A 22,630-nucleotide genomic window follows, 5' to 3' on the forward strand; every position below is an offset into this window, starting at 1 on the left:
GTAGCTCTGTCCCCAACGAATTTGCAACCCTTTCCCTGACCATCGGCCCGTGAGCTCACGGACCGAGGCCTACATGAATTCAATGCACCAACCTCTGAGCCTGAACGAACTGCAGGCCTTGCTGGCTCGTGTCTTCAGTGCCGACGCGCTCGCCGAATGGGCACTGCTGCTGGGTTGCCTGACGTTGGCCGCAATGGTCAGCTGGGCGCTGTTCCACGCCGCGACCAAGCGTGACAACAGCGTGCTGTTCGGCGAACGTGTCATCGATGGCGCGCTGTTCCCGCTGCTCGCGCTGGCGCTGGCCTTCGGCGCCCGCCGGCTGCTGCCGCTTTGGGGGCTGACCCCCGCTCTGTTCAGGCTGGCGCTGCCGGTGCTGGTGTCGCTGGCCGTCATCCGCCTCATCGCCCGCGTGCTGCGCGCTGCCTGGCCCGATTCGACCGCGTTCAAGGCCCTGGAGCGGCTGGGCTCCTGGCTGGTGTGGATCGGTGCGGTGCTGTGGATCACGGGTCTGTGGCCGGTGATGATGGACGAGCTGGACGACATTGGCTGGAAGTTCGGCGCCGTCAAGCTGACGTTGCGCAACCTCATCGAGGGCGGGCTGACGGCGATGCTGGTGCTGGTCCTCGCGCTGTGGATCTCGTCGGCGATCGAGGCGCAGCTGCTGCGCCGCGAGTCGCTGGACCTCTCCATGCGCAAGATCGCCGCCAACGCGATCCGCGCGCTGCTGCTCTTCATCGGCCTGCTGTTCGCGCTGTCGGCTGCCGGCATCGACCTGACGGCGTTGGGCGTGCTGGGCGGCGCGCTCGGCGTGGGCCTGGGCTTCGGCCTGCAGAAGCTGGCGGCCAACTACGTGAGCGGCTTCGTCATCCTGGCCGAGCGCTCCCTGCGCATTGGCGACATGGTCAAGGTTGACGGCTTCGAGGGCCGCGTCACCGACATCAAGACGCGCTTCACCGTCATCCGCTCGCTGGGCGGCAAGGAAGCCATCGTGCCCAACGAGCTGCTGATCACGCAGCGGGTCGAGAACTCCTCGCTGGCCGACCCGCGCGTGCTGTTGAACACGGTCGTGCAGGTGGACTATGGCTGCGACATCGGCGCGGTGATGAAGTCGCTCGCTGCCGCGCTGGCCGAGGTGCCGCGCGTGCTGAGCGACCCGGGGCCGTCGGTGCAGCTGACCCGCTTCGCCGACAGCGGCCTGGAGCTGACCGTGTACTTCTGGATCTCGGACCCCGAGAACGGCAGTGGCGGCGTGCGGTCGGACGTGAACCTCGCCATCCTGAGCACGCTGAAGCGGCTGGGCGTGGACATTCCATACCCGCAGCAGGTGCAGCACCAGCCCAAGCCGGCGTCCGGCGCGACGGAGAGCCCTCCGGCGCCGTGAGGGCTCAGAAGTCCGCGTCCAGCACGACGCGATAACGCGCCTTGCCGGAGCGCAGGTGATTGAGCGCGTCGTTGACGCGGCTCATCGGGAAGCGCTCCACCTGCGGCAGGATCTGGTGGCGGGCCGAGAACTGCAGCATCGTCGCCAGCACCGACGGCGGCGGCGTGGGCGAGGCGGACAGGCCCTTCTGCCAGCTCAGCAGGCCGCCGCTCTTGAGGCTGAGCGCATCGGTCACAACGCCGACGAGGTGCATGCGGCCCTTGGGCGCCAGCGTGGCCAGTAGCGCGTCCCAGTTCAGCGCGGCACCGACGGTGATGAGCAGGAAGTCCAGGCTGCCGGCCGCGGCCTTCAGCTCGGCCTTGTCAACGCTGGAGACGGTGCGGTGCGCTCCCAGCGCCAGCGCCTCGTCGCGCTTGGAGGCCGATGACGTGAACGCCGTGACCTCGCAGCCCCAGGCGCGCGCGAACTTGACGGCGATGTGGCCCAGCCCGCCGATGCCGACGACACCGACGCGGTCGGTCGGCTTGATGGCGTGCAGCACGAAGGGCAGGAAGACGGTGCCGCCGCCGCACATCAGCGGTCCCGCGGCGGCTGGGTCCAGCGCGTCGGGCAGCGGGATGGCCCAGCTCCAGTGCGAGCGCAGCCGGTCGGCAAAGCCGCCGTGGCGGCCGATCAGCGTCGGCTGGCGCTTGGCGCACAGGTGCTGCTCGCCGCCGATGCAGAAATTGCAGTGCGTGCAGCTGCCCGTGTGCCAGCCCACGCCGACGCGCTGGCCCAGCTGCCGGCCCTTGGCGCGCGGGCCCAGGGCGGTGATGCGGCCGACGACCTCGTGGCCCGGCACGACGGGGTAGCTGGCCGGGAACCACTCGCTGTCGATCATGGCGAGGTCCGAATGGCAGACGCCGCAGTGCTCGACCGTGATCTCGACGTCCTCCTCGCCCAGCGGGCCGGGGTCGAAGTCGAAGCGTTGCAGAGGGCCGCCCGCGGTGTGGGCAGCGTAGGCGCGGATGGGGGTGGACATGCGGGTCTCCTCGTCGAGCGATGTTGGGGCGTTGCCGCGGGCAAGCGTTGAAAAGCTGTCGCAGCGTCTCGATTGCTTCCGATTCTGTGCGCGGCAGGATACCGCCGCGCGACGTGGCGGCGCGGCTGCCCATCGGGCCGCCTGTCGGCCGGCCGGGTTGTTTCCGGCGGCGGCGCGGCGCATAGTCCTGCCGCAAGACGAGCGCGGGGAGACGACATGCCGCAACTGCGGGTCCTGTGGTGGGCTGGGCTGCTGGCCTTGCAGGCTGCTTCGGTCATGGCTGCGCCGGTGAAGCTCCGGCTCTGCGTGTCCGACCAGCCTTTCGCGCCCTACACGAACCCTGACGGCAGCGGCCTGTTCCAGCAGCGAGCGCTGGCCGCGGCCAAGGGAGTGGACGTGAGCATTGAGCAGTACGCCGCGCCACGGGCGCGCTGTCTGCAGGACAGCCGCCAGGGCCGCGCCGACGCGCTGATCGGCGTGTTCTCGCCCGACCGGCTGGGCTGGCTGGCCTACCCGATGCGCGACGGCCAGCCGCTGGCCGAGCAGGGTGTGGGCAGCATCCAGGTTATGGTGTTCCGGCGCGTGGGCAGCCCGGTCGCCTGGGACGGCGCGCAGTTGACCGGCCTGGGCGGCCAGCCGCTGGGCCTGCGCTTCGGCTTCGCCTACGGTGCCAGGCAGGAGCGCCTGGGTGTGCCGCTGGATGATCGGGCCATGTCCAGCGAGCAGCTGATCGCCAAGCTGGTGAAGGGCCGTGTCGGTGCCATCCTGTTGACGGACGAAGCCCTGCCTCAGGTGGCACGGCTGCCGCCAGGGCAGATCGAGGCCTTGCCGCGGCTGTACGACACGCTGGCGCTCTACCTGATCGTCACGCGCGACTTCGAGCAGCGCCACGCGGAGCTGGTCCACCGGCTGTGGGCCAACCTGGCTGTCGGCGGGCGTTAGGCGTCGTGGCTGTACACGATGAAGCCGAGGTGCCGCGCGACCTGGTCGTACAGCGCGCGGGCCGTGGCGTTGCCGCTCTGCGTGTGCCAGTACACCCGCCGCGTGCCGGCCGCCAGTGCTGCCGCGTAGACGGCCTCGATGAGCGCCCGGCCCACGCCGTGGCCGCGCGCCTCGGGCGTGGTGAACAAGTCCTGCAGATAGCAGACCGGCTCGATGCGGTTGGTGCTGCGGTGGAAGAGGTAGTGCACCAGGCCCAGCAGCTCGCCGGCCTCACCCTCGGCGACCAGGGCGTGCACGGGCTCTGCCGGGTCAAGGAAGCGGGCCCAGGTCGTGTCGGTGACCGCGGCGGGCAGGGCGGTCTCGCCGGCCCGGCCGTAGAAGGCGTTGTAGCCATCCCAGAGGGGCTGCCAGGCGGTGCGGTCGGCGGGCTGGACGGGGCGCACTTGCATCGGTGTTGCTGTCATGTCGTGGCGAGGCGCGGATTGTGAAGGTGCCGGCACAGACTGCATATCAGCCGGATACGTCGCGTGAGCAACATGAGCCGTTCACTCTTTTTGGGAGACCCGGATGAAGAAGACCACCCTGATCGGCAGCCTGCTGCTGGCCGCGGCTCTCGGCGCCAGCGCCCAACCGCAGGGCGGCCCGCCACCCGATGGCGAGCACCGCGGCCCGCCGCCAGAGGCGGTGGCGGCCTGTAAGACGTCCAAGGCCGGCGCGGACTGCAGCTTCACGATGCAGAGCCGCACGGTGAAGGGCAGCTGCTGGGCGCCCGAGGGGCGGGCACTGGCCTGCCGGCCCAAGGACATGCCGCCGCCGCCGCCCGGCGGCGCATCGGCACCGCCGCCGCAGCGCTGACGCGCATTCCTCAGGCCGAGGCCAGCCACGCGAAGCCGGCGGCCAGCGCTTCGGCCGGTGGTCGCGGCGCGTAGCCCAGCTCGCGCGTGGCCTTGGCCGTGTCGTACTCCTGCCGCACGCCGTGGAAGAGTCGCACCTGGCTGCGCAACAGCTCGGGAGCGCGGCCGGTCAGGCGGGCCATGGCCTCCTGCATGCCGGCCAGTGCCATCAGCAGGCCGCGCGGCGCGCGCGCGGGCGGGCGGCGTCCACCCAGCACCTGCAGCATGTCGGCCAGCGACGCGCTGCACCGGTTGGCGAGGATGTAGCGCTCGCCGGGCCGGCCGCGTTCGGCCGCGGCGATCATGGCCTCGGCCACGTCACGCACATCCACGAAGTTGAAGTGGAAATCGGGGTCCAGCGGCAGCTTGCCCTGGCGCACCGTCTGCAGGAACTTCATCGTGTCCGTCAGTCGGTGGGCGTACGGGCCCACGAGGGCGCCGGGCAGCACCGTCACCAGCGGCAGCCCGAGGCGCTGCGCCGTCTCCCACGCGGCACGTTCCGATTCGATCTTGGAGCGGTAGTAGGCATTGCCGGTCTCGTCGTTCCAGCGGCTCTCGCCGAGCGGCGTGCCGTCATGGCCGACCGCGGCGACCGAGCTGACATAGACGACCTTGCGCACGCCCGCGGCCGCGGCGGCTTGCAGAACCAGACGCGTGCCATCGACGTTGGTCTGCACGATGTCGCGCTCCGGGTCGGGTGCCCAGTGCCTGAAGACGGCGGCGACCTGGTAGAGCACGTCCACGCCGGCCAGCGCGCGACACAGCGAAGCGGCGTCCATCAGCTCCAGCGGCACGCGCTCGCACGGCACGCCCTCGAACGGGCGCTCGTCGTCCAGGCGCCGCACGCCGGCGCGCACGACATGGCCGTGAGCGAGAAGTGCACGCACCAGCGTGTTGCCGAGATGGCCGTTGGCGCCGGTCACCAGTGAAATCTTGGCCGTCATGCGAGGTCTTCTCCTTGAGGTGGGGTGTGCGGGCCAATGTAGGCAGCCGGGCCGCGAAAGACACGGCACCGGCACGCCAAGCTTCGGCACCGGCGCGCCATCGCGCAGGGCGCGGTGGCGCATCCGCTATAACCGCGCCCGTCATGAGCACTTCCGCCAGCTACACCGTCTCCGCCGCCTTCGTCGAGAACCTCGTCTGGGCCGCTGCCGAGGAGGGGCTGGACGTGGCCCGCTGGCAGGCCGACCTCGCCGGCCGGCACCGGGACGACGACCGGCTGCCGCTGTCCTTCTTCAGCGAGCTGTGGGTGGCGCTGCTGGCGCAGACGGACGATCCGCTGATCGGGCTGAAGCTCGGCGCGCGCTTCCGGCTCGGGCGCTACGGGCTGGTCGAGTTCTTCCTGCTGAACGCGCGTACGGTGCAGGAGGCGATGGCACAGGCCGTGGGCTACTGGCGCCTCGTCATCGACGAGGAGAAGAGCGTCCGTCTCGTCGCGCGAGGCGACGCGCTGCGGCTGCTGATCGAGCCGCGCGTCCGCCACCCGGTCGCGGCCTACGAGATGGACCTCTGCTACGTGCTGCGCATGATGTCGCTGCTGCTTGGGCGGCCGTCTGAAGGCCTGGGCCTGATGCTGGGCCTGGGTCACGCGCAGCCCGCGAGCACGTCGCTGGACGACTACCGCACGCGGCTTGGCTGCGATGTCCGGTTCGACGAGGATTGCTACTGGCTTGAACTGCCCGCCGCGCTCGCGCGCCAGGACCTGCCAGGCAGCCACCCCGTGTTGTTGCAGGCGTTGGCAGCGCAGGCGGAACTGCAGCTCAAACTGCTGGACCGCTTGCCGGCCGTGGTCGCTCAGGTGTCTCAGCTCATCGAGCTGGGCGCCAACGACGTGGACGCCGTCGCCGTGCGCATCGGCCTGAGCGCCCGCACGCTGCAGCGGCGACTGAAGGAGGAGGGCGCGAGTTTCGGCGCGCTACGCGACGACGCCCTGCGGCGCCGTGCGGAGAAACTGCTGGCCGAACCGCGCATGGCGCTGAAGGAGGTGGCCTTCTTCCTCGGCTACGAGGAGCGCGGCCTGGCCCAGGCCTGCCAGCGCTGGTTCGGCGCTTCGCCCGGCGCGCTGCGCGCGCGCCGGTTGGCTGAGGCTTAGGCCGTCGCGACCGGGATGCCCACCGGCTTGCCGGAGGCGATGCGCTGCTTCCAGTCCGCCGGGCCGGTGATGTGGGCGCTCGTGCCGCTGGCGTCGACAGCCACTGTCACCGGCATGTCCACCACGTCGAACTCGTAGATGGCTTCCATGCCCAGGTCGGCGAAGCCGACGACCTTGGCGCCCTTGATCGCCTTGCTGACGAGGTAAGCGGCACCGCCCACCGCCATCAGGTAGGCGCTCTTGTGTTGCTTGATGGACTCGATGGCCACCGGGCCGCGCTCGGCCTTGCCGACCATGGCGATGAGGCCGGTCTTGGCCAGCATCATGTCGGTGAACTTGTCCATGCGCGTGGCCGTCGTCGGGCCGGCCGGGCCGACGACTTCGTCGCGCACCGGGTCCACGGGGCCGACGTAGTAGATGACGCGGTTGGTGAAGTCCACGGGCAGTCGCTCGCCCTTGGCCAGCATGTCCTGGATGCGCTTGTGCGCGGCGTCGCGGCCGGTCAGCATCTTGCCGTTCAGCAGCAGCGTGTCGCCGGGCTTCCAGCTCGCCACTTCAGCGGGCGTCAGCGCGTTCAGGTCGACGCGCTTGCTCTTGTTGTAGTCGGGCGCCCAGTTCACGTCGGGCCACAGGTCCAGGCTCGGTGGCTCGATGTAGCTCGGGCCGCTGCCATCCAGCACGAAGTGCGCGTGACGCGTGGCTGCGCAGTTCGGGATCATCGCGATGGGCTTGCTGGCCGCATGCGTCGGGAAGGTCTTGATCTTCACGTCCAGCACGGTGGTCAGGCCGCCCAGGCCCTGCGCGCCAATGCCCAGCGCGTTGACCTTCTCGTAGAGCTCGATGCGCAGCTCTTCGAGCTTGTTCTGCGGGCCGCGCTGCAGCAGTTCGTACATGTCGATGTCTTCCATCAGCGCCTGCTTGGCCAGCAGGGCGGCCTTCTCGGCCGTGCCGCCGACGCCGATGCCCAGCATGCCGGGCGGGCACCAGCCGGCGCCCATGGTCGGTACGGTCTTCAGCACCCAGTCGACGATGTCGTCGCTGGGGTTGAGCATGTAGACCTTGCTCTTGTTCTCGGAGCCGCCGCCCTTGGCCGCGACGATGACGTCCACCGTGTTGCCGGGCACCACCTCCATCTGCACGACGGCGGGCGTGTTGTCCTTGGTGTTCTTGCGGGCAAAGATGGGGTCGTCCAGCACGGACGCGCGCAGCTTGTTGTCGGGGTTGAGGTAACCCTGGCGCACGCCCTCGTTGATGGCGTCCTCGATGCTGCCGCTGAAGCCTTCCCAGCGCACGTCCATGCCGATCTTCAGGAACACGTTGACTATGCCGGTGTCCTGGCAGATCGGGCGGCGGCCTTCGGCGCACATGCGGCTGTTGGTGAGGATCTGCGCAATCGCGTCCTTGGCCGCAGGCGAGGCCTCGGTCTCGTAGGCGCGGGCCAGATGGGCGATGTAGTCGGCCGGGTGGTAGTAGCTGATGTACTGCAGGGCGGCGGCGACGCTGTCGATGAGGTCTTGCTGGCGGATCGTGGTCATGGCAGGGCGGGGGAGGGTGAACTGCGGGCGAGATTATCCGGTGCGCCGCCCACTATGCTGCTGACAGCCCGTCAGGAGACCCTTGGATGAACACCCGCATCGAACGCGACACCTTCGGCCCTATCGAGGTGCCGGCCGACAAGCTCTGGGGCGCGCAGACGCAGCGCTCGCTGCAGAACTTCGACATCTCCGGGGAGCGGCAGGCGCCCGAGCTGATCCGGGCGCTGGCGCGGGTCAAGCGGGCCTCGGCCGTCGTCAACCAGGCGCTGGGACTGCAGGACGCGACGAAGACCGACGCCATCGTCAAGGCAGCCGACGAGGTGATAGCCGGGCTGCACGCCGACGAGTTTCCTCTGGTCGTTTGGCAGACCGGCTCGGGCACCCAGACCAACATGAACGTCAACGAGGTGCTGGCCAACCGCGCCAGCGAGCTGCTGGGCGGCGAGCGTGGCGAAGGCCGGCTGGTGCACCCCAACGACGACGTGAACCGCAGTCAGAGCAGCAACGACGTGTTCCCGACCGCCATGCACGTGGCGGCCGTGCAGGCGCTGCAGGAGCGCCTGCTGCCGCCGTTGCGGGCGCTGCGCGCGACGCTGCAGGCCAAGGCCGAGGCGTTCGACGGCATCGTCAAGATCGGCCGCACGCATCTGCAGGACGCGACGCCGCTGACGTTGGGGCAGGAAATCTCGGGCTGGGTGGCGCAGCTGACCCACGGCGAGCGTCACGTGCTGGCGGCGCTGCCGCACCTGCACGAGCTGGCGCTGGGCGGCACGGCGGTCGGCACGGGCCTGAACGCGCCCACGGGCTACGCCGAAGCCGTCGCGGCCGAACTGGCCCGGCTCACCGGACACCCCTTCGTCACGGCGCCCAACAAGTTCGAGGCCATGGCCTCCTGCGACGCGCTGGTCCACGCCCACGGCGCGCTGAAGACGCTGGCAGCCAGCATGACCAAGATCGCCAACGACGTGCGCTGGCTGGCCAGCGGCCCGCGTAGCGGCATCGGCGAGATCCGCATCCCGGAGAACGAACCGGGCTCGTCCATCATGCCGGGCAAGGTGAACCCGACGCAGAGCGAGGCGGTGACCATGCTGGCCGCGCAGGTGATGGGCAACGACGTGGCGATCAACATCGGCGGCGCGTCGGGCAACTTCGAGCTGAACGTGTTCCGCCCGATGGTCATCCACAACTTCCTGCAGAGCGTGCGGCTGCTGGCCGACGGCATGGCCAGCTTCGACAGGCACTGCGCCGCGGGCATCGAGCCCAACGAGGAGCGCATCGCCGAGCTGGTGGCGCGCTCATTGATGCTCGTGACGGCGCTCAACACCCACATCGGCTACGACAAGGCCGCCCAGATCGCCAAGAAGGCCCACAAGGACGGCTCCAGCCTCCGCGAGGCGGCGCTGGCGCTGGGCCATGTGACGGCCGAGCAGTTCGACGCCTGGGTCGTTCCCGGCCAGATGGTGGGGCGCTAGGGCCTGTTAACACGACGGCAAGGGGTCGCGAAGGGCCGCCGCCAGCACTTGCGTGCGGGCAAGTGCTGCAACGACGAGTGGCCCCTGGCGGCGGCCCTTCCCGCAGGGTTGCAACCAGAAAGGCCGCGCGCCGCGTTGCAAATCCTCGCCGGGTGTTCAACCCGGCTGCGGTTTGCGCCTTGCTCGCAGCCTTTCTGGCTGCAACGCGACCCCTTGCCGTCGTGTTAACAGGCCCTGGCCCGCTCAGTGCTTGTCGCCGTGGTGCGTGGGATCGGGCAGCAACCGGTCCGTCACGGCAATGGCCATCGCCGACAGCAGGAAGGCGACGTGGATCAGCGTCTGCCACATCAGCGTCTTCTGCTCGTAGTTGTCCGCGTTGATGAAGGTGCGCAGCAGGTGGATGGAGCTGATGCCGATGATGGCCGTGGCCAGCTTGACCTTCAGCACCGAGGCGTTCACGTGGCTCAGCCACTCGGGCTGGTCGGGGTGGCCCGTCAGGTCCATGCGCGACACGAAGGTCTCGTAGCCGCCCACGATGACCATGATGAGCAGGTTGGAGATCATGACCACGTCGATCAGCCCCAGCACGACCAGCATCAGGATGGTCTCGTTGAGCGCGCTGGGCAGCACGTCGGCCTTGTAGCCTGTGCTGTTGATCAGCAGCCCCAGCGCCTGCTGGTTGCCGAATGCCGCCTCGATGAGGTGCACCAGCTCCGTCCAGAACTGGAACACGTAGACCGCCTGCGCCAGGATCAGCCCGAGGTACAGCGGCAGCTGCAGCCAGCGGCTGGCGAAGATGAGGCGGGGCAGGGGGCGGAGCTGGGGATCTGGGCGCATGGAGAGGACCGAGCAGAATTGGTGGAAATTCTAGGCGGCGTCAATGACGCCACGCCGTCAGGGCATCGTCAGATGGCGGCAGCACAGTCCGCGGCAATCAACTCAAGGAGACGTCGATGAGCACGCTGAACACCTACCCTCCCAGCCCCGAGTGGGTGGCCAACGCCCACGTGAAGGGCGAGGCCGGGTACGCGGCGCTGGTGGCCGAGGCGGAGGCCGACTACGCCGGCTACTGGGCCCGCCTGGCGCGCGAGCTGCTGAGCTGGCAGACGCCGTTCACCAAGACGCTGAACGACAGCGAAGCGCCGTTCTTCAAGTGGTTCGAGGACGGCAAGCTGAACGTCTCCTACAACTGCCTGGACCGCCACGTCGAAGCTGGCAAGGGCGACAAGACGGCGCTGATCTTCGAGGCCGACGACGGCACGGTCACGACGGTCACCTACTCGGAGCTGCTGGCCAGGACCAGCCAGCTCGCCAACGCGCTGAAGGCGCGCGGCATCCAGAAGGGCGACCGCGTCGTCATCTACATGCCCATGTCCGTCGAGGGCGTAGTGGCCATGCAGGCCTGCGCCCGCATCGGCGCGACCCACTCGGTCGTGTTCGGCGGCTTCTCGGCCCAGTCCCTGCGCGACCGCGTGCAGGACGCCGGTGCCGTGGCACTGATCTGTGCCGACGAGCAGGCGCGTGGTGGCAAGGCGCTGCCGCTGAAGGCCATCGTCGACGAGGCGCTGGACGGCGGTTCCTGCCCGACGCTGAAGGACGTCATCGTCTACAAGCGCACCGGCGGCAAGATCGGCTGGGTGGAGGGGCGCGACCTCTGGCTGCACGAGCTGACCGCCAGCCAGCCGACGACCTGCGCGCCCGAGTGGGTCGAGGCCGAGCACCCGCTGTTCCTGCTCTACACGTCGGGTTCCACCGGCAAGCCCAAGGGCGTGCAGCACAGCAGCGGCGGCTACCTGCTGCATGCCGCGCTGACGACCAAGTGGACCTTCGACCTGAAGGACGACGATGTCTTCTGGTGCACCGCCGACATCGGCTGGGTCACCGGCCACAGCTACATCACCTACGGCCCGCTCGCCCTGGGCGGCACCGAGATCGTCTTCGAGGGCGTGCCGACCTACCCGGACGCCGGCCGCTTCTGGCAGATGATCCAGAAGCACAAGGTCACGATCTTCTACACGGCGCCCACGGCCATCCGCTCGCTGATCAAGGCGGCCGAGACCAACGCCGCCGTGCATCCGCGCAACTACGACCTGTCCAGCCTGCGCCTGCTGGGCTCGGTGGGCGAGCCCATCAACCCGGCCGCCTGGGAGTGGTACCACCAGCACGTGGGCGGCGGCCGCTGCCCCATCGTCGATACCTTCTGGCAGACGGAGACCGGCGGCCACATGATCACGCCGCTGCCCGGCGTGACGACGCTGGTGCCGGGCTCCTGCACGCTGCCCTTCCCGGGCATCACGGCGGCCATCGTCGACGAGACCGGCAACGACGTGCCCAACGGCCAGGGCGGCATCCTGGTCGTCAAGAAGCCGTGGCCCAGCATGATCCGCACGATCTGGGGCGACCCCGAGCGCTTCAAGAAGAGCTACTACCCGGCCGAGCTTAAGGGCTACTACCTGGCCGGCGACGGTGCGATCCGCGACGCCGAGACCGGCTACTTCACCATCACCGGCCGCATCGACGACGTGCTGAACGTGTCGGGCCACCGCATGGGCACGATGGAGATCGAGTCGGCGCTGGTGAGCTGCACCGAGCTGGTGGCCGAGGCCGCGGTCGTCGGCCGCCCGGATGACACCACCGGCGAGGCCATCTGCGCCTTCGTCGTGCTGAAGCGTCCGCGCCCCACCGGTGACGAGGCCAAGGCCATCGCCAAGCAGTTGCGCGACCACGTGGCCAAGGAGATCGGCCCCATCGCCAAGCCCAAGGACATCCGCTTCGGCGACAACCTGCCCAAGACGCGCTCCGGCAAGATCATGCGGCGCCTGCTTCGCTCGGTGGCCAAGGGCGAGGGTGTCACGCAGGACACGTCGACCCTGGAAAATCCCGCGATCCTCGAGCAGCTGGGGCAGGCCTACTGATCCGTCCCGCGTGCGCCGGGCACCGGCGCGCGGCGCCCAAACGACAACAGGCCCCGCGGGGCCTGTTGTCTTTGTGGAATATGGCAGCTTACTTCTTGAGCGACAGCACCCACTTGGCCAGCGTTTCGGCCTCGGCCGGCGTGACGGCGTTGGGCGGCATGGCGATCTGGCCCCAGACGCCTGAGCCACCCTTCTGGATCTTCTCGGCCAGCTTCTTGTAGGCGTCCTTGTCCTTGGCGTACTTGGCGGCCACGTCCTTGTACGCCGGGCCGACGATCTTGTTGTCGATGCCGTGGCAGTTCATGCACATCTTTGCTTTCGCCAGCTCCGGATTGGCGAAGGCAGCGGGAGCGATCAGTGCAAGGCTGAGGAGCAGGACTTTCATGGAGAACCTTTCGGGACGTTGAACTACAGTGGTTGCCAAAGATACCTGAACTGAAGGAGATGCCGCATGGCATTCGTGTTGATCGGCGTTCTCTTCATTGTGCTGCACCTTGGAGGCTGGGTGCAGTTTCACAAGGATGGCTTCTGGGCCTGGGCGATTGTGTTGTCGCCCTTTGCCTTGGCACTCGTATGGTGGGCCTGGTCGGACAAAAGCGGGTTGACGCAGCGCAAGGCCATGGAGGCGCTGGACGCCAAGAAGGCAGCACGGCGCGAGCAGCAGATGGAGGCGCTGGGGCAGTCCAGGCCGGGCGCAAAGAAGAAGCGTTGACGCGAGGCGTCGATGCTGCCTTGTCGGGCAGTCGCCCGAGGCTGACCTGAACTTGCTGAGCGAACTCTCTCGGACTTGTGACACAGGTTCATTCAAAACGATCCAGCACGGCGCCAGAACTCGCGCTCGACGCGTTCTTGGCGAACTTCGCCAGCACGCCCCGCGTGTAGCGGGGCGCCGGCTGCACCCATGCCGCGCGGCGCCGGGCCAGCTCGGCGTCGGAGACGTTGACCTCCAGCAGCAGCCGGTGCGCGTCGATGGTGATGGTGTCGCCCTCCTGCACCAGCGCGATGACGCCGCCCTCGTAGGCCTCCGGCGCCACATGGCCGACGACCATGCCCCAGGTGCCGCCCGAGAAACGGCCGTCGGTGATCAGCCCGACGCTTTCGCCCAGGCCCTGGCCGATCAGCGCGCCGGTTGGTGCAAGCATTTCCGGCATGCCCGGGCCGCCCTTGGGGCCCAGGTAGCGCAGCACCATGACGTCACCCGCCTTGATCCGGTTGGCCATGATGGCGGCCAGCGCGGACTGCTCGTCGTCGAACACGCGCGCCGGGCCCGTGATGACGGGGTTCTTCAGGCCGGTGATCTTGGCGACGCAGCCCTCGGGGCTGAGGTTGCCGCGCAGGATGGCCAGGTGGCCTTCGGCGTAGATGGGATTGCTCACGGGGCGAATGACGTCCTGTGTGGCGCTCAGGTCGGGCACATCGGCCAGGTTCTCGGCGACGGTCTTGCCGGTGATCGTCATGCAGTCGCCGTGCAGCAGGCCGGCCTTCAGCAAGGCCTTCATGACGGCCGGGATGCCGCCGGCCCGGTGCAGGTCCACGGCCAGGTAGCGGCCGCTGGGCTTGAGGTCGCACAGCACGGGGATCTTCCTGCGCATGCGCTCGAAGTCGTCGATGCGCCAGTCCACTTCCGCCGCGTGGGCGATGGCGAGGAAGTGCAGCACCGCGTTCGTCGAGCCGCCCGTGGCCATGATGACGGCGACGGCGTTCTCGATGCTCTGCCTGGTGACGATGTCGCGCGGCTTCAGGTCGGCCTTGACAGCTTCGACGAGCACGGCCGACGCCCGCCTGACGTTCTCGACCACCTCGTCCTCGACGTTGGACATCGTCGACGAGTAGGGCAGGCTCATGCCCAGGGCCTCGAAGGCCGAGCTCATCGTGTTGGCCGTGTACATGCCGCCGCAGGAGCCGCTGCCGGGGATGGCGCGCTTCTCGATCTGGCAGAAGTCCTCCTCGCTCATGCGGCCGGCGCTGAACTGGCCGACCGCCTCGAAGACGCTGACGATGTTGAGGTCCTGGCCCTTGTAGCGGCCCGGCTTGATGGTGCCGCCGTAGATGTAGATCGCCGGCACGTTGGCGCGCAGCATGCCCATCATGCCGCCGGGCATGTTCTTGTCGCAGCCGCCGATCACCATGACGCCGTCCAGCCACTGGCCGCCCACGCAGGTCTCCACGCAGTCGGCGATGACCTCCCGCGACACCAGGCTGTACTTCATGCCCTCGGTGCCCATGGCCATGCCGTCGGAGATCGTTGGCGTGCCGAACAGCTGCGCGTTGGCGCCCGCGGCCTTCAGCCCGATGACGGCGGCATCGGCCAGCTTCTGCAGGCCCGAGTTGCAGGGCGTGATCGTCGAGTGGCCGTTGGCGATGCCGATCATGGGCTTGCCGAAGTCGCTCTCCTCGTAGCCCATGCCGTAGTACATGGAGCGGTTGGGCGCACGGGCCACGCCCTCGGTGATGTTGCGGCTGCGGCGGTTGAAGCTCATGGCGGTCTCCTCGCGACGGCTAGAGTCTGGCGCGCTACCCGCCGCTTTTCAAACGCCGTCATGTCTGAAGTCACGCCGGGCAAACCCCAGCATCCGGCCTGTCGCGCACGGCGTTGAGGCGACGCCTTAAAGGAGTCCCCCGATGAAGTTGTTCCGCGTCCTTCCGTTGGCCCTTGCCATGCTTGCCGGCGCCGCCCAGGCCGAGCTGCTGAAGGACCCGCAGTGGCAGGCCTGGCTGGATGCCGGCAAATCCGCCGACCTGGCCCGTGCCGCGCAGGCCCGCGCCAAGGCCCAGCCCGACGACGATCAGGCCGCGATCGCGCTGGCCCTGGCCGCCATCGACGACAACGACGCGGCGCGGCTGGAGGCCAGCATCCCGGCGCTGCAGGCCTGCGCCGACAAGCGCCCGCAGGCCGCGTGCAGCTACGCGCTGGGGCGCGTGTACGGTCAGCAGGCGATGACGGCCAGCGTCTTCAAGATGCCGGGCCTCGCGGCCAGGACCAAGGAGCAGTTCGTCAAGGCGGTCGAGCAGGACCCGGCGCTGTTCGAGGCGCGCAGCGGCCTCACGCAGTTCTACCTGATGGCGCCGGGTTTCGCCGGCGGCAGCGCGGCCAAGGCCCGCGAACTGGCCGCCGAGGTGCAGCCGCGCCAGCCGGAGCAGGCCAAGCTGCTGCGCGCGCTGGTGGCCATGAACGACAAGGACTGGGCCGGTGCCGAGCGCGAGCTGGCCAGCGTGAGGCCGGGCGACGACCGCACCGTGGCGCGCGAACTGCGCGGCGAATGGTCGCGCCTGGGCTTCGAGTTCATGGAGCAGAAGAGCCTGCCCAAGGCCCGCGGCATCTTCGAGGCCCTGCAACGCGACTACCCGGCCCACGCGGCAGGCCCCTACGGCCTGGGCCGTGTGCTGACCGAGGCGGGCCAGCCCGACGAGGCCGTCAAGGCATTGGAGCGCGCCCGTGCGCTGGAGGGCGCGGAGCGGCTACCCATCGACCATCGCCTGGGCCAGGCGCTGATCGCCAAGGGCGACAAGGTCGCTGCCCGGGCGGCGCTGGAGCGTTTCGTGCAGAACAAGCGCGCCAACCCGCGCAACCTCGAAGAGGCCAAGAAGCTGCTCGCCGGCCTGGCCTGAGTACGCAGCCCCGCGGCGGGGGCGGGGAGGGGGCTGGCTATGATGCGGCCCGCTTCCGCTTTCCCTTCCGAGCCATGCTGGTTCATCCCCAGTTCGACCCCATCGCCCTGCGTCTGGGCCCCGTCGCCATCCATTGGTACGGGATCACCTACCTCATCGCCTTCGGCCTGTTCCTGTGGCTGGCCGGCAAGCGTGCCCGCATGCCGCAGCACGTGGCCGTGGGCTGGACGAGGCAGGACGTCGACGACGTGCTCTTCTACGGCGTGCTGGGCGTGGTGCTGGGCGGGCGACTGGGCTATTGCCTGTTCTACAAGCCCGACTACTACCTGGATCACCTCGCCGAGGTGGTTGCGGTCTGGAAGGGCGGCATGTCCTTCCATGGCGGCCTGCTGGGCGTGCTGCTGGGCCTGTACCTGTTCGGCCGCCGCCGCGGGCGCAGCTTCTTCGAGGTGTCCGACCTGATCGCGCCGTGCGTGCCCACCGGCATCGCGGCCGTGCGCCTGGGCAATTTCATCAACGGCGAGCTGTGGGGGCGCCAGGCGCCGTCCGACCTGCCATGGGCCATGATCTTTCCGCAGGCCAACGACCCGGCCGGCTTTGCCCGCCATCCGTCGCAGCTCTACCAGGCGGCCGGAGAGGGCCTGCTGCTCTTCGTCGTCCTGTGGCTTTATGCCCGCAAGCCGCGGGCAACCGGGCAGATCTCGGGCGTCTTCATGGCCGGCTACGGCGTGCTGCGCTTCACGGCCGAGTACTTCCGGGAGCCGGACGATTTCCTGAAGGACTTCGCCGTCCGTACCGGCCTCAGCATGGGTCAGTGGCTGTGCGTGCCCATGATCATCGGCGGCATCGCCATCTTCGCCTGGGCCACACGGCGCAACCAGCGACCGGCGGGCTGACGCATGCGCCAGATCTTCTTCGACACCGAAACCACCGGCCTGGAGGCCGACAAGGGCGACCGCATCATCGAGGTCGGCTGCGTGGAGATGATCAACCGGCAGCTGACCGGCAACAACCTGCATCTCTACATCAACCCTGAGCGTGCCAGCCACGAGGACGCGTTGCGGGTGCACGGGCTGACCGAGGCCTTCCTGTCGGACAAGCCCAAGTTCGCCGAGATCGTCGACCAACTGCTCGCGTTCCTGGCCGGTGCCGAGCTGGTCATCCACAACGCGCCGTTCGACATCGGCTTCATCAACGCCGAACTCAAGCGACTGAAGCGCGGCGTCCTGACCGACCACGTGGCCGGCGTGCGCGACACGCTGCTGATGGCGCGTGACCTGTTCCCCGGCAAGGCCAACTCGCTGGACGCGCTGTGCCGCCGCCTGGAAGTCGACAACACCAAGCGCGTGCTGCACGGCGCGCTGCTGGACGCGGAGCTGCTGGCCGACGTCTACATCCGCCTGACGCGCGGCCAGGACGCGTTGCTGATGGACGACCATGGCGACACATCAGGCGGCGAGGCGCACGCCACCATCGAGGCGGTGGACCTCAGCAGTTTCGAGCTGCCCGTGCTGCTGGCCGATGCGGCCGAGATCGAGGCGCACGCCAAGCTGCTGGCCGACCTCGACAAGGCCGCCGGCGGCCCCTGCAAGTGGCGAGTGCTGGAACCCGCCGAACCCGTGGCATAATCGCGGGCTTCCCGAAAGCCAGTGCGTTTTCAAGGGCGGTTAGCTCAGCGGTAGAGCACTGCCTTCACACGGCAGGGGTCGCAGGTTCGAACCCTGCACCGCCCACCAAGCCTTGCTTGGACTCCTTGAAGACGCGACGCCAGAATTCGGGCGGTTAGCTCAGCGGTAGAGCACTGCCTTCACACGGCAGGGGTCGCAGGTTCGAACCCTGCACCGCCCACCAGTCCCTGACTGCTCAAAACCCGGCCTTGTGCCGGGTTTTGTCGTTCTGGCACCGGCATTCCTTGTGGGCCCGAGGGATTCAGTGCACGTTGCAGTCGCCAATCGACAGCACGCGGACCGCCCGCCGCCAGCTCAGCCGCAGTAGTGCCAGGAGGATTCGGGCCGCCAGCGCGGCGATCGACGCCTCCGCACTGCCCGGCGCCAATCCGGCATTCATGAGTGACGGTGTTCCGTTCTTGACGTTCAGGTTCTGCATGCCCCACCCCTGCTATCGCGGATTCAGGGCACGAAGCTACCGGAGCCGGCCGTTGCGCGCACCCTCAAAAGCATGAGGCGCGACCGCCTCAAAAGAACGTCCTGTCCTCAGGCGCGCTGCCCGCGGCCGGCCGCCTTGGCGCGGTAGACGGCTTCATCCGCACGCTGCACCAGGCCGTCCCAGCCATCGGCGCCGGCCATCGCCACGCCCACGCTGGCGCCGATGCGCAGCTCCAGCTGGCCGATACGAAAGGGGGTGCCCGCCGCCGTGACGACCTTGTCGGCCACGGCGTCGGCGTTGGCCTTGGCGCGGATGCCTGGCAGCACGATGGCGAACTCGTCGCCGCCCAGCCGCGCGACGACGTCAGTCGGCCGCACCAGCTTGCGCAGCCGCTCGGCGAAGGCCTGCAGCAGCGCATCGCCCATCGGGTGGCCGTAGGTGTCGTTGACGGGCTTGAAGCGGTCAAGGTCGATGTAGAGCAGCGCCAGGCCGTCTTCGTGCGTGTCGTGGCCTTGTTCGAGATAGGTCTCCAGCCCCTGGCGATTGAGCAGGCCGGTCAGCGGATCGCTCTCGCTGAGCTTGAGCAGCCGCAACTCCTCCTGCTTGTGCATGGTGATGTCCTGCGCCACGCCGACGAAGCCGTCGAGCGCGCCGTCCGGCAGGCGCAGCGGGATGTAGGACACGAACTGGAAGCGCTGCTTGTCGCCGTAGTAGGAGTCACGCTCGAAGGCGACGAACTCGCCGTTCATCGCGCGACGGATGTTGGGCGCGCTGACGGCGTATTCCAGCTCGCCCAACTCGTCGCGGACGCGCCTGCCGATGATGTCGCTGCGCGGCTTGCCACGCCACTTCTCGAAGGCCGAGTTCACGAAGCGGTAGGTTTCGTCCGGCCCGACCGAGCCGATGACGGCGGGGATCGCCTCCGCGATGGAGCTCAGCGTCTGCGTCTGTCGGTGCAGGGCATCGCGCGCCTGCACCTGCTGGGAAATGTCGCGCATGACCGACGAGTAGCGCGAGATGCGGCCCCCCGCGTCCTTGTGGGCGAGCACCATGTGGTTCACGGGCACGACGCCGCGGCTGCCGAGAATGAGCCGGGACTCGCCCACCCAGACACCGTGGCGTCGCGCACAGGGGGTGGCCGTCTGGAGCAGCATTTGCGTGCAGTCGGGCGTGTAGAACTCGGCGAAGCTGTGGCTGGTCAGGTCTTCGTCAGGGCCGAACCCGACGGCCTGGCGGCCGGCCGGGTTCATGTAGATGACGCGACCCGTCCAGTCCGTCTGCACGACGAAGTCGGGGGTGTTGTCGAAGATGTCCGTCAGCTCGCGAAGGGCGTTCTCCGCGGCCTTGCGCTCGGTGATGTCGATGCCCATCGCGAACACGCCGACGACTTCGCCGCGCGCGTCGACGTCGGGTACAAACTGGCTTTCGAAGGTGTGCAGACGACCGCCGATGCGCTTCTGAGATTCGAAGCGCTGGTCCTGGCCGGCCAGCGCCGCAGCCAGGCGGGCTTCGGTGGCTTCGTCGCGCTCGTCGCCCAGCAACTCCGCCTTCTTGCGCCCGAGGATCTGCTCGCGTGGCAGGCCGAATCGCTCGCAAAGCGCCTGGTTGACGAACTGATAGCGACCGTCGCGATCCACGTAGGCGACCTGGACGGACAGGTGGTCGGTGATGCCGCGGATGAACGACGCCTGCGTGGACAGCCGCAGTTCGAGGTCCTTGCGCTCGGTGATGTCCTGCAGTGCGCCGACGACCCGCACCGGCATGCCGCCGTCGTATTGCGTGTCGCCCACGATGCGCACCCAGCGCCGGTTGCCCTTGGCGGTGCGCAGCGGCACTTCGACGCTCCAGCGCTGGCCGGTGCGCAGGCCGTCTTCCAGGCTGGCGGTCAGTAGCGCCCGATGAGCCTCATCGATGAAGCTCAGCGCCTCGTCGAGCGTGGGGGCGTAGCCGGGCGGGGCCTCGTGGATGTCGGCGACGGTCTGCGTCCAATGGATGCGCCGCTTGCCCACCAGTTCCATCTGCCAGCCGCCCACGTCGGCCAGTCGGCCCGAGACTTGCGCATCCTTCAGCGCGTCTTCAGCGGAGCGCCCGTCCAAGTGCGCCTCCGGCAACTGGCCCGTCGTGCTCGGCGTCATCATGGCTCCGTCCGTGTGGGGCAGGTCCCGAGCCGATTATGGTGCGCGGCGAGGCGCGGCGGCGAGGCTCAGTAGTGCAGCCAGGCCGCGCCACCCAGCGCGATGCCGATGGCACCGGTGGCCAGCGTGGCGGCTTCCATCCAGCGCTTCTTGGTCAGCAGCGTGATGGCGGCCAGCGCGATGGAGATCTGCAGCGCCGTCGTCGCCTGGGCCCAGCGGTGGTGCAGGTGCATCTGCTCGCCGCTGAGCTCGTCGAAGTGCCTGGACTCTTCCTCCAGCTTCTCGGCCGCGAGCTTGATGTCGCTCTTTTCCTTCTCGTAGCGGGCGATCTTGTCCTTGTACTTGGCCTTCTGTTCGTCGCTGGTGGTCAGGTCGAAGGCCAGCTCGGAGAGGTTCTGCTTGCTGCTCTTGGCCTGGTAGAAGTTCCACTGGTTGCTGGCCTCGGTCTTCTTGATGGCCGCATCGTTCTTGTAGAGCGCGGCATTGGCCTGCGTGGCGCCGCCCATGTACGAGAAGAACGCGCCGACGGTGGCGAGCACGGCCGTGATGACGGCGAGCTGGCCGGCGAAGCCCTTGGGTTCATGCTGGGCGGCGTGCTCCAACTCGTGGTCGTGCGGGCCGTGGACGTGGAAACCGTCTGAACTCATGGGGCGGTCTTTCGAACGTAGTTGACGAAATCGAAGCGGACACCGGCGGCGCTGGTACGCGGCTCGCGGGCGGCTTCGGTGAATTGATGACGCGGCCAGTCAGGGAAGTGCCGGTCGGCGTCGGGGAAGGCAGCGTCCACCTCGGTCAACGCGAGCTTGTGGGCACGGGGCAGGGCGAGCGCGTAGATCTCGCTGCCGCCGATGACGCAGACCTCGGGCTCGCCGCAAGCGGCCAGCGCGGCGTCCAGGCTGGCGAACACCTCGGCACCCGGCAGCTCGGTCGCGTTGCGGCTGACGACGAGGTTGCGACGGCCGGGCAGCGGGCGGAACTTGGCCGGCAGCGAGTCCCAGGTCTTGCGGCCCATGACGACGGGCTTGCCGGTGGTCAGCGCCTTGAAGCGCGCCATGTCCTCGGGCAGGTGCCACAGCAGCGCGTTGTCGCGGCCGATTGCGCCGTCCTTCGCAACGGCGGCCACCAACGTGATCCGGCTCATACCGCCACCGGCGCCTTGATCGCCGGATGCGGGTCGTAGCCGCTCAGCTCGAAGTCCTCGAACTCGTAGTCGAAGATCGACGCCGGGCGGCGCTTGATCGTCATGGTCGGGTAGGCGCGGGGCTCACGGGCGAGCTGGGTCTGCACCTGTTCCACGTGGTTGTCGTAGATGTGGCAGTCGCCGCCGGTCCAGATGAAGTCGCCGAGCTGCAGGTCGCACTGCTGGGCCAGCATCATCGTCAGCAGCGCATAACTGGCGATATTGAAGGGGACGCCCAAAAAGATATCGGCACTGCGCTGATACAGCTGGCAGCTCAGTTTCCCGTCGGCCACGTAGAACTGGAAAAACGCGTGGTTATCTTTGACATCGCTTTTCGGGGCCAAAACGGTACGCATTGGTGTTCTTGAAGTGGTCTCTACGAAGTTATCCACAGCCGGGCGCCCACGAAAGTTATCCACAGATTCAGTCCTCGATTATGCGGGCCTCAGGCCCGCTGAGCCGGATCACGGCCAGGCTGATGTAGTGCCGCAAAGTCTTCACATCCTCGTGCCCCACCCGGTCTGCGACAAACCGAAGGATGGTCGCCACCTGCAACTCGTCGAGCTTGCCGTGCAGCGTCAGTTCCTGCACCTTGCCCTCAACGAGCCTATAGACGTAATAGGCGCGAGCTCGATGGAGGTGGCTGTCCATTCCCGCCAAAGCGAAGAATCGGGCGAAGAGTTCGCTGAGGTAGCTCAAAGCCATCGGCCCGAACTTGCTGCCATAGAAGATGTGCTTGCCCTGGCTAGTCCAAGAGGGGGATGCCCCGTCTGAAATGTCATCCAAATAGTCGTATGTGTCTTCGAGCAAGGACAGTGGCGGCTCGACCGTTCTCGTCTTAATGCGTTTGCCAGTCACCAACATGGCTGGAGTTGTTCCGTCTCTTCGCCAAGCCGCCATAGCTGCTCTGGACGGAAGCGATGCCTCAGTGAGTGTTCGAATTTCCGAATTTCTGAGCCCAACCTCGGATGCCCATCTGAACATCAGCAAGTTGCGCCTCGCAGTCTTCGGCGAATGCGCTGCGATCATGTTCATGACCTTGCGAATGTCGTCGCTGCTCGGCACTGGCAGGAACTCTTTAAATTCCTTTTGGATGCCCACTTCGTTTATTGAGAGCACCCCTGGTTCCGCTATGGCAGTGCTGCTCGGATCGTCCATTGGTACGTCCAACAGTTTTTTTCGACTTGCCCAATACAAAAATTCAAAGAATATGTTGCGATAGCTGTTGACGCCGACTGAAATTTGACCCACCCGTGAGGGCCCTGCCGACCCAAATTTGACCCAGGTGTTCAACCTACCCTGCCCGAGATATCCACAGCTGGGCGGGGGTGTGAGGAGTGATCACCATG

The 22,630-nt window shown here is 68.0% G+C and carries 22 protein-coding genes, 2 tRNA genes and 1 pseudogene; 12 read left to right on the forward strand and 13 right to left on the reverse strand.

The features are described 5' to 3' along the window. Positions 1-82 precede the first annotated feature (82 nt). A complete protein-coding gene (locus ACG04R_RS27245; protein ID WP_394417538.1) occupies positions 83-1,381 on the forward strand; it encodes a mechanosensitive ion channel family protein in 1,299 nt (432 codons plus the stop codon). Between the two features lie 4 nt (positions 1,382-1,385). Here ACG04R_RS27245 and ahr read toward each other — a convergent pair whose 3' ends face one another. Further along, complete coding sequence (ahr, locus tag ACG04R_RS27250) at positions 1,386-2,402, reverse strand: NADPH-dependent aldehyde reductase Ahr (RefSeq protein WP_394417541.1); 1,017 nt, start codon at positions 2,400-2,402, stop codon at positions 1,386-1,388. Between the two features lie 216 nt (positions 2,403-2,618). Here ahr and ACG04R_RS27255 point away from each other — a divergent pair, with 216 nt between their 5' ends. Further along, a complete protein-coding gene (locus ACG04R_RS27255) occupies positions 2,619-3,344 on the forward strand; it encodes a hypothetical protein (RefSeq protein ID WP_394417544.1) in 726 nt (241 codons plus the stop codon). Here ACG04R_RS27255 and ACG04R_RS27260 read toward each other — a convergent pair. After that, on the reverse strand, positions 3,341-3,808 hold the full coding sequence (locus ACG04R_RS27260; RefSeq protein WP_394417547.1) for a GNAT family N-acetyltransferase: 468 nt from the start codon (positions 3,806-3,808) through the stop codon (positions 3,341-3,343). The two genes, ACG04R_RS27255 and ACG04R_RS27260, sit on opposite strands and share 4 nt — an antisense overlap. A 103-nt stretch (positions 3,809-3,911) precedes the next feature. Here ACG04R_RS27260 and ACG04R_RS27265 point away from each other — a divergent pair, with 103 nt between their 5' ends. Then, positions 3,912-4,199 carry a hypothetical protein gene (locus ACG04R_RS27265; RefSeq protein ID WP_394417550.1) on the forward strand — a complete coding sequence of 96 codons (288 nt, stop codon included), beginning with the start codon at positions 3,912-3,914 and terminating at the stop codon, positions 4,197-4,199. 10 nt (positions 4,200-4,209) lie between these two features. Here the strand turns inward: ACG04R_RS27265 and ACG04R_RS27270 are convergent, their stop codons facing one another. Beyond that, positions 4,210-5,181 (reverse strand): NAD-dependent epimerase/dehydratase family protein, encoded by a 972-nt coding sequence (locus ACG04R_RS27270; protein WP_394417552.1) that lies wholly within the window; start codon positions 5,179-5,181, stop codon positions 4,210-4,212. A gap of 143 nt (positions 5,182-5,324) precedes the next feature. On the opposite strand from ACG04R_RS27270, the gene ACG04R_RS27275 reads away from it, so the two are divergent. Further along, positions 5,325-6,329, forward strand: a complete 1,005-nt coding sequence (locus ACG04R_RS27275) for an AraC family transcriptional regulator (RefSeq protein ID WP_394417554.1) — start codon at positions 5,325-5,327, stop codon at positions 6,327-6,329. On the opposite strand, the gene ACG04R_RS27280 is transcribed toward ACG04R_RS27275, so the two are convergent. Continuing rightward, a complete protein-coding gene (locus tag ACG04R_RS27280; RefSeq protein WP_394417557.1) occupies positions 6,326-7,864 on the reverse strand; it encodes a fumarate hydratase in 1,539 nt (512 codons plus the stop codon). The genes ACG04R_RS27275 and ACG04R_RS27280 overlap by 4 nt on opposite strands. Positions 7,865-7,950: 86 nt before the next feature. On the opposite strand from ACG04R_RS27280, the gene fumC reads away from it, so the two are divergent. Further along, positions 7,951-9,336, forward strand: a complete 1,386-nt coding sequence (gene fumC, locus ACG04R_RS27285; RefSeq protein WP_394417560.1) for a class II fumarate hydratase — start codon at positions 7,951-7,953, stop codon at positions 9,334-9,336. A 243-nt stretch (positions 9,337-9,579) separates the two neighbouring features. Here the strand turns inward: fumC and ACG04R_RS27290 are convergent, their stop codons facing one another. Beyond that, on the reverse strand, positions 9,580-10,173 hold the full coding sequence (locus ACG04R_RS27290) for a TIGR00645 family protein (RefSeq protein WP_394417563.1): 594 nt from the start codon (positions 10,171-10,173) through the stop codon (positions 9,580-9,582). Between the two features lie 116 nt (positions 10,174-10,289). Here ACG04R_RS27290 and acs point away from each other — a divergent pair, with 116 nt between their 5' ends. Continuing rightward, a complete protein-coding gene (gene acs, locus ACG04R_RS27295; RefSeq protein WP_394417566.1) occupies positions 10,290-12,251 on the forward strand; it encodes an acetate--CoA ligase in 1,962 nt (653 codons plus the stop codon). An 88-nt stretch (positions 12,252-12,339) separates the two neighbouring features. Here the strand turns inward: acs and ACG04R_RS27300 are convergent, their stop codons facing one another. Then, positions 12,340-12,636, reverse strand: a complete 297-nt coding sequence (locus tag ACG04R_RS27300) for a c-type cytochrome (protein WP_394417569.1) — start codon at positions 12,634-12,636, stop codon at positions 12,340-12,342. Between the two features lie 66 nt (positions 12,637-12,702). On the opposite strand from ACG04R_RS27300, the gene ACG04R_RS27305 reads away from it, so the two are divergent. Beyond that, positions 12,703-12,963, forward strand: coding sequence for a TIGR04438 family Trp-rich protein (locus ACG04R_RS27305; RefSeq protein ID WP_394417572.1), 261 nt, complete (start codon positions 12,703-12,705; stop codon positions 12,961-12,963). An 88-nt stretch (positions 12,964-13,051) separates the two neighbouring features. Here the strand turns inward: ACG04R_RS27305 and ilvD are convergent, their stop codons facing one another. Further along, a complete protein-coding gene (gene ilvD / locus ACG04R_RS27310; RefSeq protein ID WP_394417575.1) occupies positions 13,052-14,731 on the reverse strand; it encodes a dihydroxy-acid dehydratase in 1,680 nt (559 codons plus the stop codon). A gap of 142 nt (positions 14,732-14,873) precedes the next feature. On the opposite strand from ilvD, the gene ACG04R_RS27315 reads away from it, so the two are divergent. The 5 genes from ACG04R_RS27315 (at position 14,874) to ACG04R_RS27335 (ending at position 17,711) form a co-directional block, all read left to right on the forward strand. Next, positions 14,874-15,860 (forward strand): tetratricopeptide repeat protein, encoded by a 987-nt coding sequence (locus ACG04R_RS27315; RefSeq protein WP_394417578.1) that lies wholly within the window; start codon positions 14,874-14,876, stop codon positions 15,858-15,860. 74 nt (positions 15,861-15,934) lie between these two features. Continuing rightward, positions 15,935-16,756 carry a prolipoprotein diacylglyceryl transferase gene (gene lgt / locus ACG04R_RS27320; RefSeq protein WP_394417581.1) on the forward strand — a complete coding sequence of 274 codons (822 nt, stop codon included), beginning with the start codon at positions 15,935-15,937 and terminating at the stop codon, positions 16,754-16,756. Positions 16,757-16,759: 3 nt separating this feature from the next. Continuing rightward, entirely contained in the window at positions 16,760-17,488 is a 729-nt protein-coding gene (gene dnaQ / locus ACG04R_RS27325; RefSeq protein ID WP_394417584.1) for a DNA polymerase III subunit epsilon, read from the forward strand. A gap of 33 nt (positions 17,489-17,521) precedes the next feature. After that, a tRNA-Val gene (locus ACG04R_RS27330) sits at positions 17,522-17,596 on the forward strand. 40 nt (positions 17,597-17,636) lie between these two features. Beyond that, positions 17,637-17,711, forward strand: a tRNA-Val gene (locus ACG04R_RS27335). Positions 17,712-17,789: 78 nt separating this feature from the next. Here ACG04R_RS27335 and ACG04R_RS27340 read toward each other — a convergent pair. From ACG04R_RS27340 to ACG04R_RS27365, 6 genes and pseudogenes are all read right to left on the reverse strand, one after another. Continuing rightward, entirely contained in the window at positions 17,790-17,966 is a 177-nt protein-coding gene (locus tag ACG04R_RS27340; RefSeq protein WP_394417587.1) for a hypothetical protein, read from the reverse strand. Positions 17,967-18,073: 107 nt separating this feature from the next. Then, on the reverse strand, positions 18,074-20,104 hold the full coding sequence (locus tag ACG04R_RS27345) for a PAS domain-containing protein (protein WP_394417590.1): 2,031 nt from the start codon (positions 20,102-20,104) through the stop codon (positions 18,074-18,076). A 65-nt stretch (positions 20,105-20,169) separates the two neighbouring features. After that, on the reverse strand, positions 20,170-20,748 hold the full coding sequence (locus tag ACG04R_RS27350) for a DUF4337 domain-containing protein (RefSeq protein ID WP_394417593.1): 579 nt from the start codon (positions 20,746-20,748) through the stop codon (positions 20,170-20,172). Next, positions 20,745-21,242 carry a dihydrofolate reductase gene (locus ACG04R_RS27355; RefSeq protein WP_394417596.1) on the reverse strand — a complete coding sequence of 166 codons (498 nt, stop codon included), beginning with the start codon at positions 21,240-21,242 and terminating at the stop codon, positions 20,745-20,747. Before ACG04R_RS27355 ends, ACG04R_RS27350 begins: the two co-directional genes overlap by 4 nt. Continuing rightward, positions 21,239-21,598 (reverse strand): annotated as a pseudogene (thyA, locus tag ACG04R_RS27360) (thymidylate synthase); the annotation flags it as partial. The pseudogene thyA and the gene ACG04R_RS27355, both read right to left, overlap by 4 nt. Positions 21,599-21,704: 106 nt before the next feature. Then, the gene (locus tag ACG04R_RS27365; RefSeq protein ID WP_394417599.1) at positions 21,705-22,574 is read right to left on the reverse strand and encodes a site-specific integrase; all 870 of its coding nucleotides are present in this window, start codon (positions 22,572-22,574) and stop codon (positions 21,705-21,707) included. Between the last annotated feature and the right edge of the window lie 56 nt (positions 22,575-22,630).

Source organism: Pelomonas candidula, assembly GCF_043555985.1.
Taxonomy (GTDB): domain Bacteria; phylum Pseudomonadota; class Gammaproteobacteria; order Burkholderiales; family Burkholderiaceae_C; genus Pelomonas; species Pelomonas candidula.

Excerpts from the sequence above, each read along its gene's own strand:
- ilvD (WP_394417575.1), bottom strand. The coding sequence starts at position 14,731 with ATGAGCTTCAACCGCCGCAGCCGCAACATCACCGAGGGCGTGGCCCGT.
- ACG04R_RS27290 (WP_394417563.1), bottom strand. The coding sequence starts at position 10,173 with ATGCGCCCAGATCCCCAGCTCCGCCCCCTGCCCCGCCTCATCTTCGCC.
- ACG04R_RS27265 (WP_394417550.1), top strand. The coding sequence starts at position 3,912 with ATGAAGAAGACCACCCTGATCGGCAGCCTGCTGCTGGCCGCGGCTCTC.
- ACG04R_RS27305 (WP_394417572.1), top strand. The coding sequence starts at position 12,703 with ATGGCATTCGTGTTGATCGGCGTTCTCTTCATTGTGCTGCACCTTGGA.
- ACG04R_RS27270 (WP_394417552.1), bottom strand. The coding sequence starts at position 5,181 with ATGACGGCCAAGATTTCACTGGTGACCGGCGCCAACGGCCATCTCGGC.
- dnaQ (WP_394417584.1), top strand. The coding sequence starts at position 16,760 with ATGCGCCAGATCTTCTTCGACACCGAAACCACCGGCCTGGAGGCCGAC.
- ACG04R_RS27245 (WP_394417538.1), top strand. The coding sequence starts at position 83 with ATGCACCAACCTCTGAGCCTGAACGAACTGCAGGCCTTGCTGGCTCGT.
- fumC (WP_394417560.1), top strand. The coding sequence starts at position 7,951 with ATGAACACCCGCATCGAACGCGACACCTTCGGCCCTATCGAGGTGCCG.
- ahr (WP_394417541.1), bottom strand. The coding sequence starts at position 2,402 with ATGTCCACCCCCATCCGCGCCTACGCTGCCCACACCGCGGGCGGCCCT.
- ACG04R_RS27260 (WP_394417547.1), bottom strand. The coding sequence starts at position 3,808 with ATGACAGCAACACCGATGCAAGTGCGCCCCGTCCAGCCCGCCGACCGC.
- ACG04R_RS27355 (WP_394417596.1), bottom strand. The coding sequence starts at position 21,242 with ATGAGCCGGATCACGTTGGTGGCCGCCGTTGCGAAGGACGGCGCAATC.
- ACG04R_RS27300 (WP_394417569.1), bottom strand. The coding sequence starts at position 12,636 with ATGAAAGTCCTGCTCCTCAGCCTTGCACTGATCGCTCCCGCTGCCTTC.
- ACG04R_RS27345 (WP_394417590.1), bottom strand. The coding sequence starts at position 20,104 with ATGATGACGCCGAGCACGACGGGCCAGTTGCCGGAGGCGCACTTGGAC.
- acs (WP_394417566.1), top strand. The coding sequence starts at position 10,290 with ATGAGCACGCTGAACACCTACCCTCCCAGCCCCGAGTGGGTGGCCAAC.
- ACG04R_RS27350 (WP_394417593.1), bottom strand. The coding sequence starts at position 20,748 with ATGAGTTCAGACGGTTTCCACGTCCACGGCCCGCACGACCACGAGTTG.
- lgt (WP_394417581.1), top strand. The coding sequence starts at position 15,935 with ATGCTGGTTCATCCCCAGTTCGACCCCATCGCCCTGCGTCTGGGCCCC.
- ACG04R_RS27340 (WP_394417587.1), bottom strand. The coding sequence starts at position 17,966 with ATGCAGAACCTGAACGTCAAGAACGGAACACCGTCACTCATGAATGCC.
- ACG04R_RS27280 (WP_394417557.1), bottom strand. The coding sequence starts at position 7,864 with ATGACCACGATCCGCCAGCAAGACCTCATCGACAGCGTCGCCGCCGCC.
- ACG04R_RS27275 (WP_394417554.1), top strand. The coding sequence starts at position 5,325 with ATGAGCACTTCCGCCAGCTACACCGTCTCCGCCGCCTTCGTCGAGAAC.
- ACG04R_RS27255 (WP_394417544.1), top strand. The coding sequence starts at position 2,619 with ATGCCGCAACTGCGGGTCCTGTGGTGGGCTGGGCTGCTGGCCTTGCAG.
- ACG04R_RS27315 (WP_394417578.1), top strand. The coding sequence starts at position 14,874 with ATGAAGTTGTTCCGCGTCCTTCCGTTGGCCCTTGCCATGCTTGCCGGC.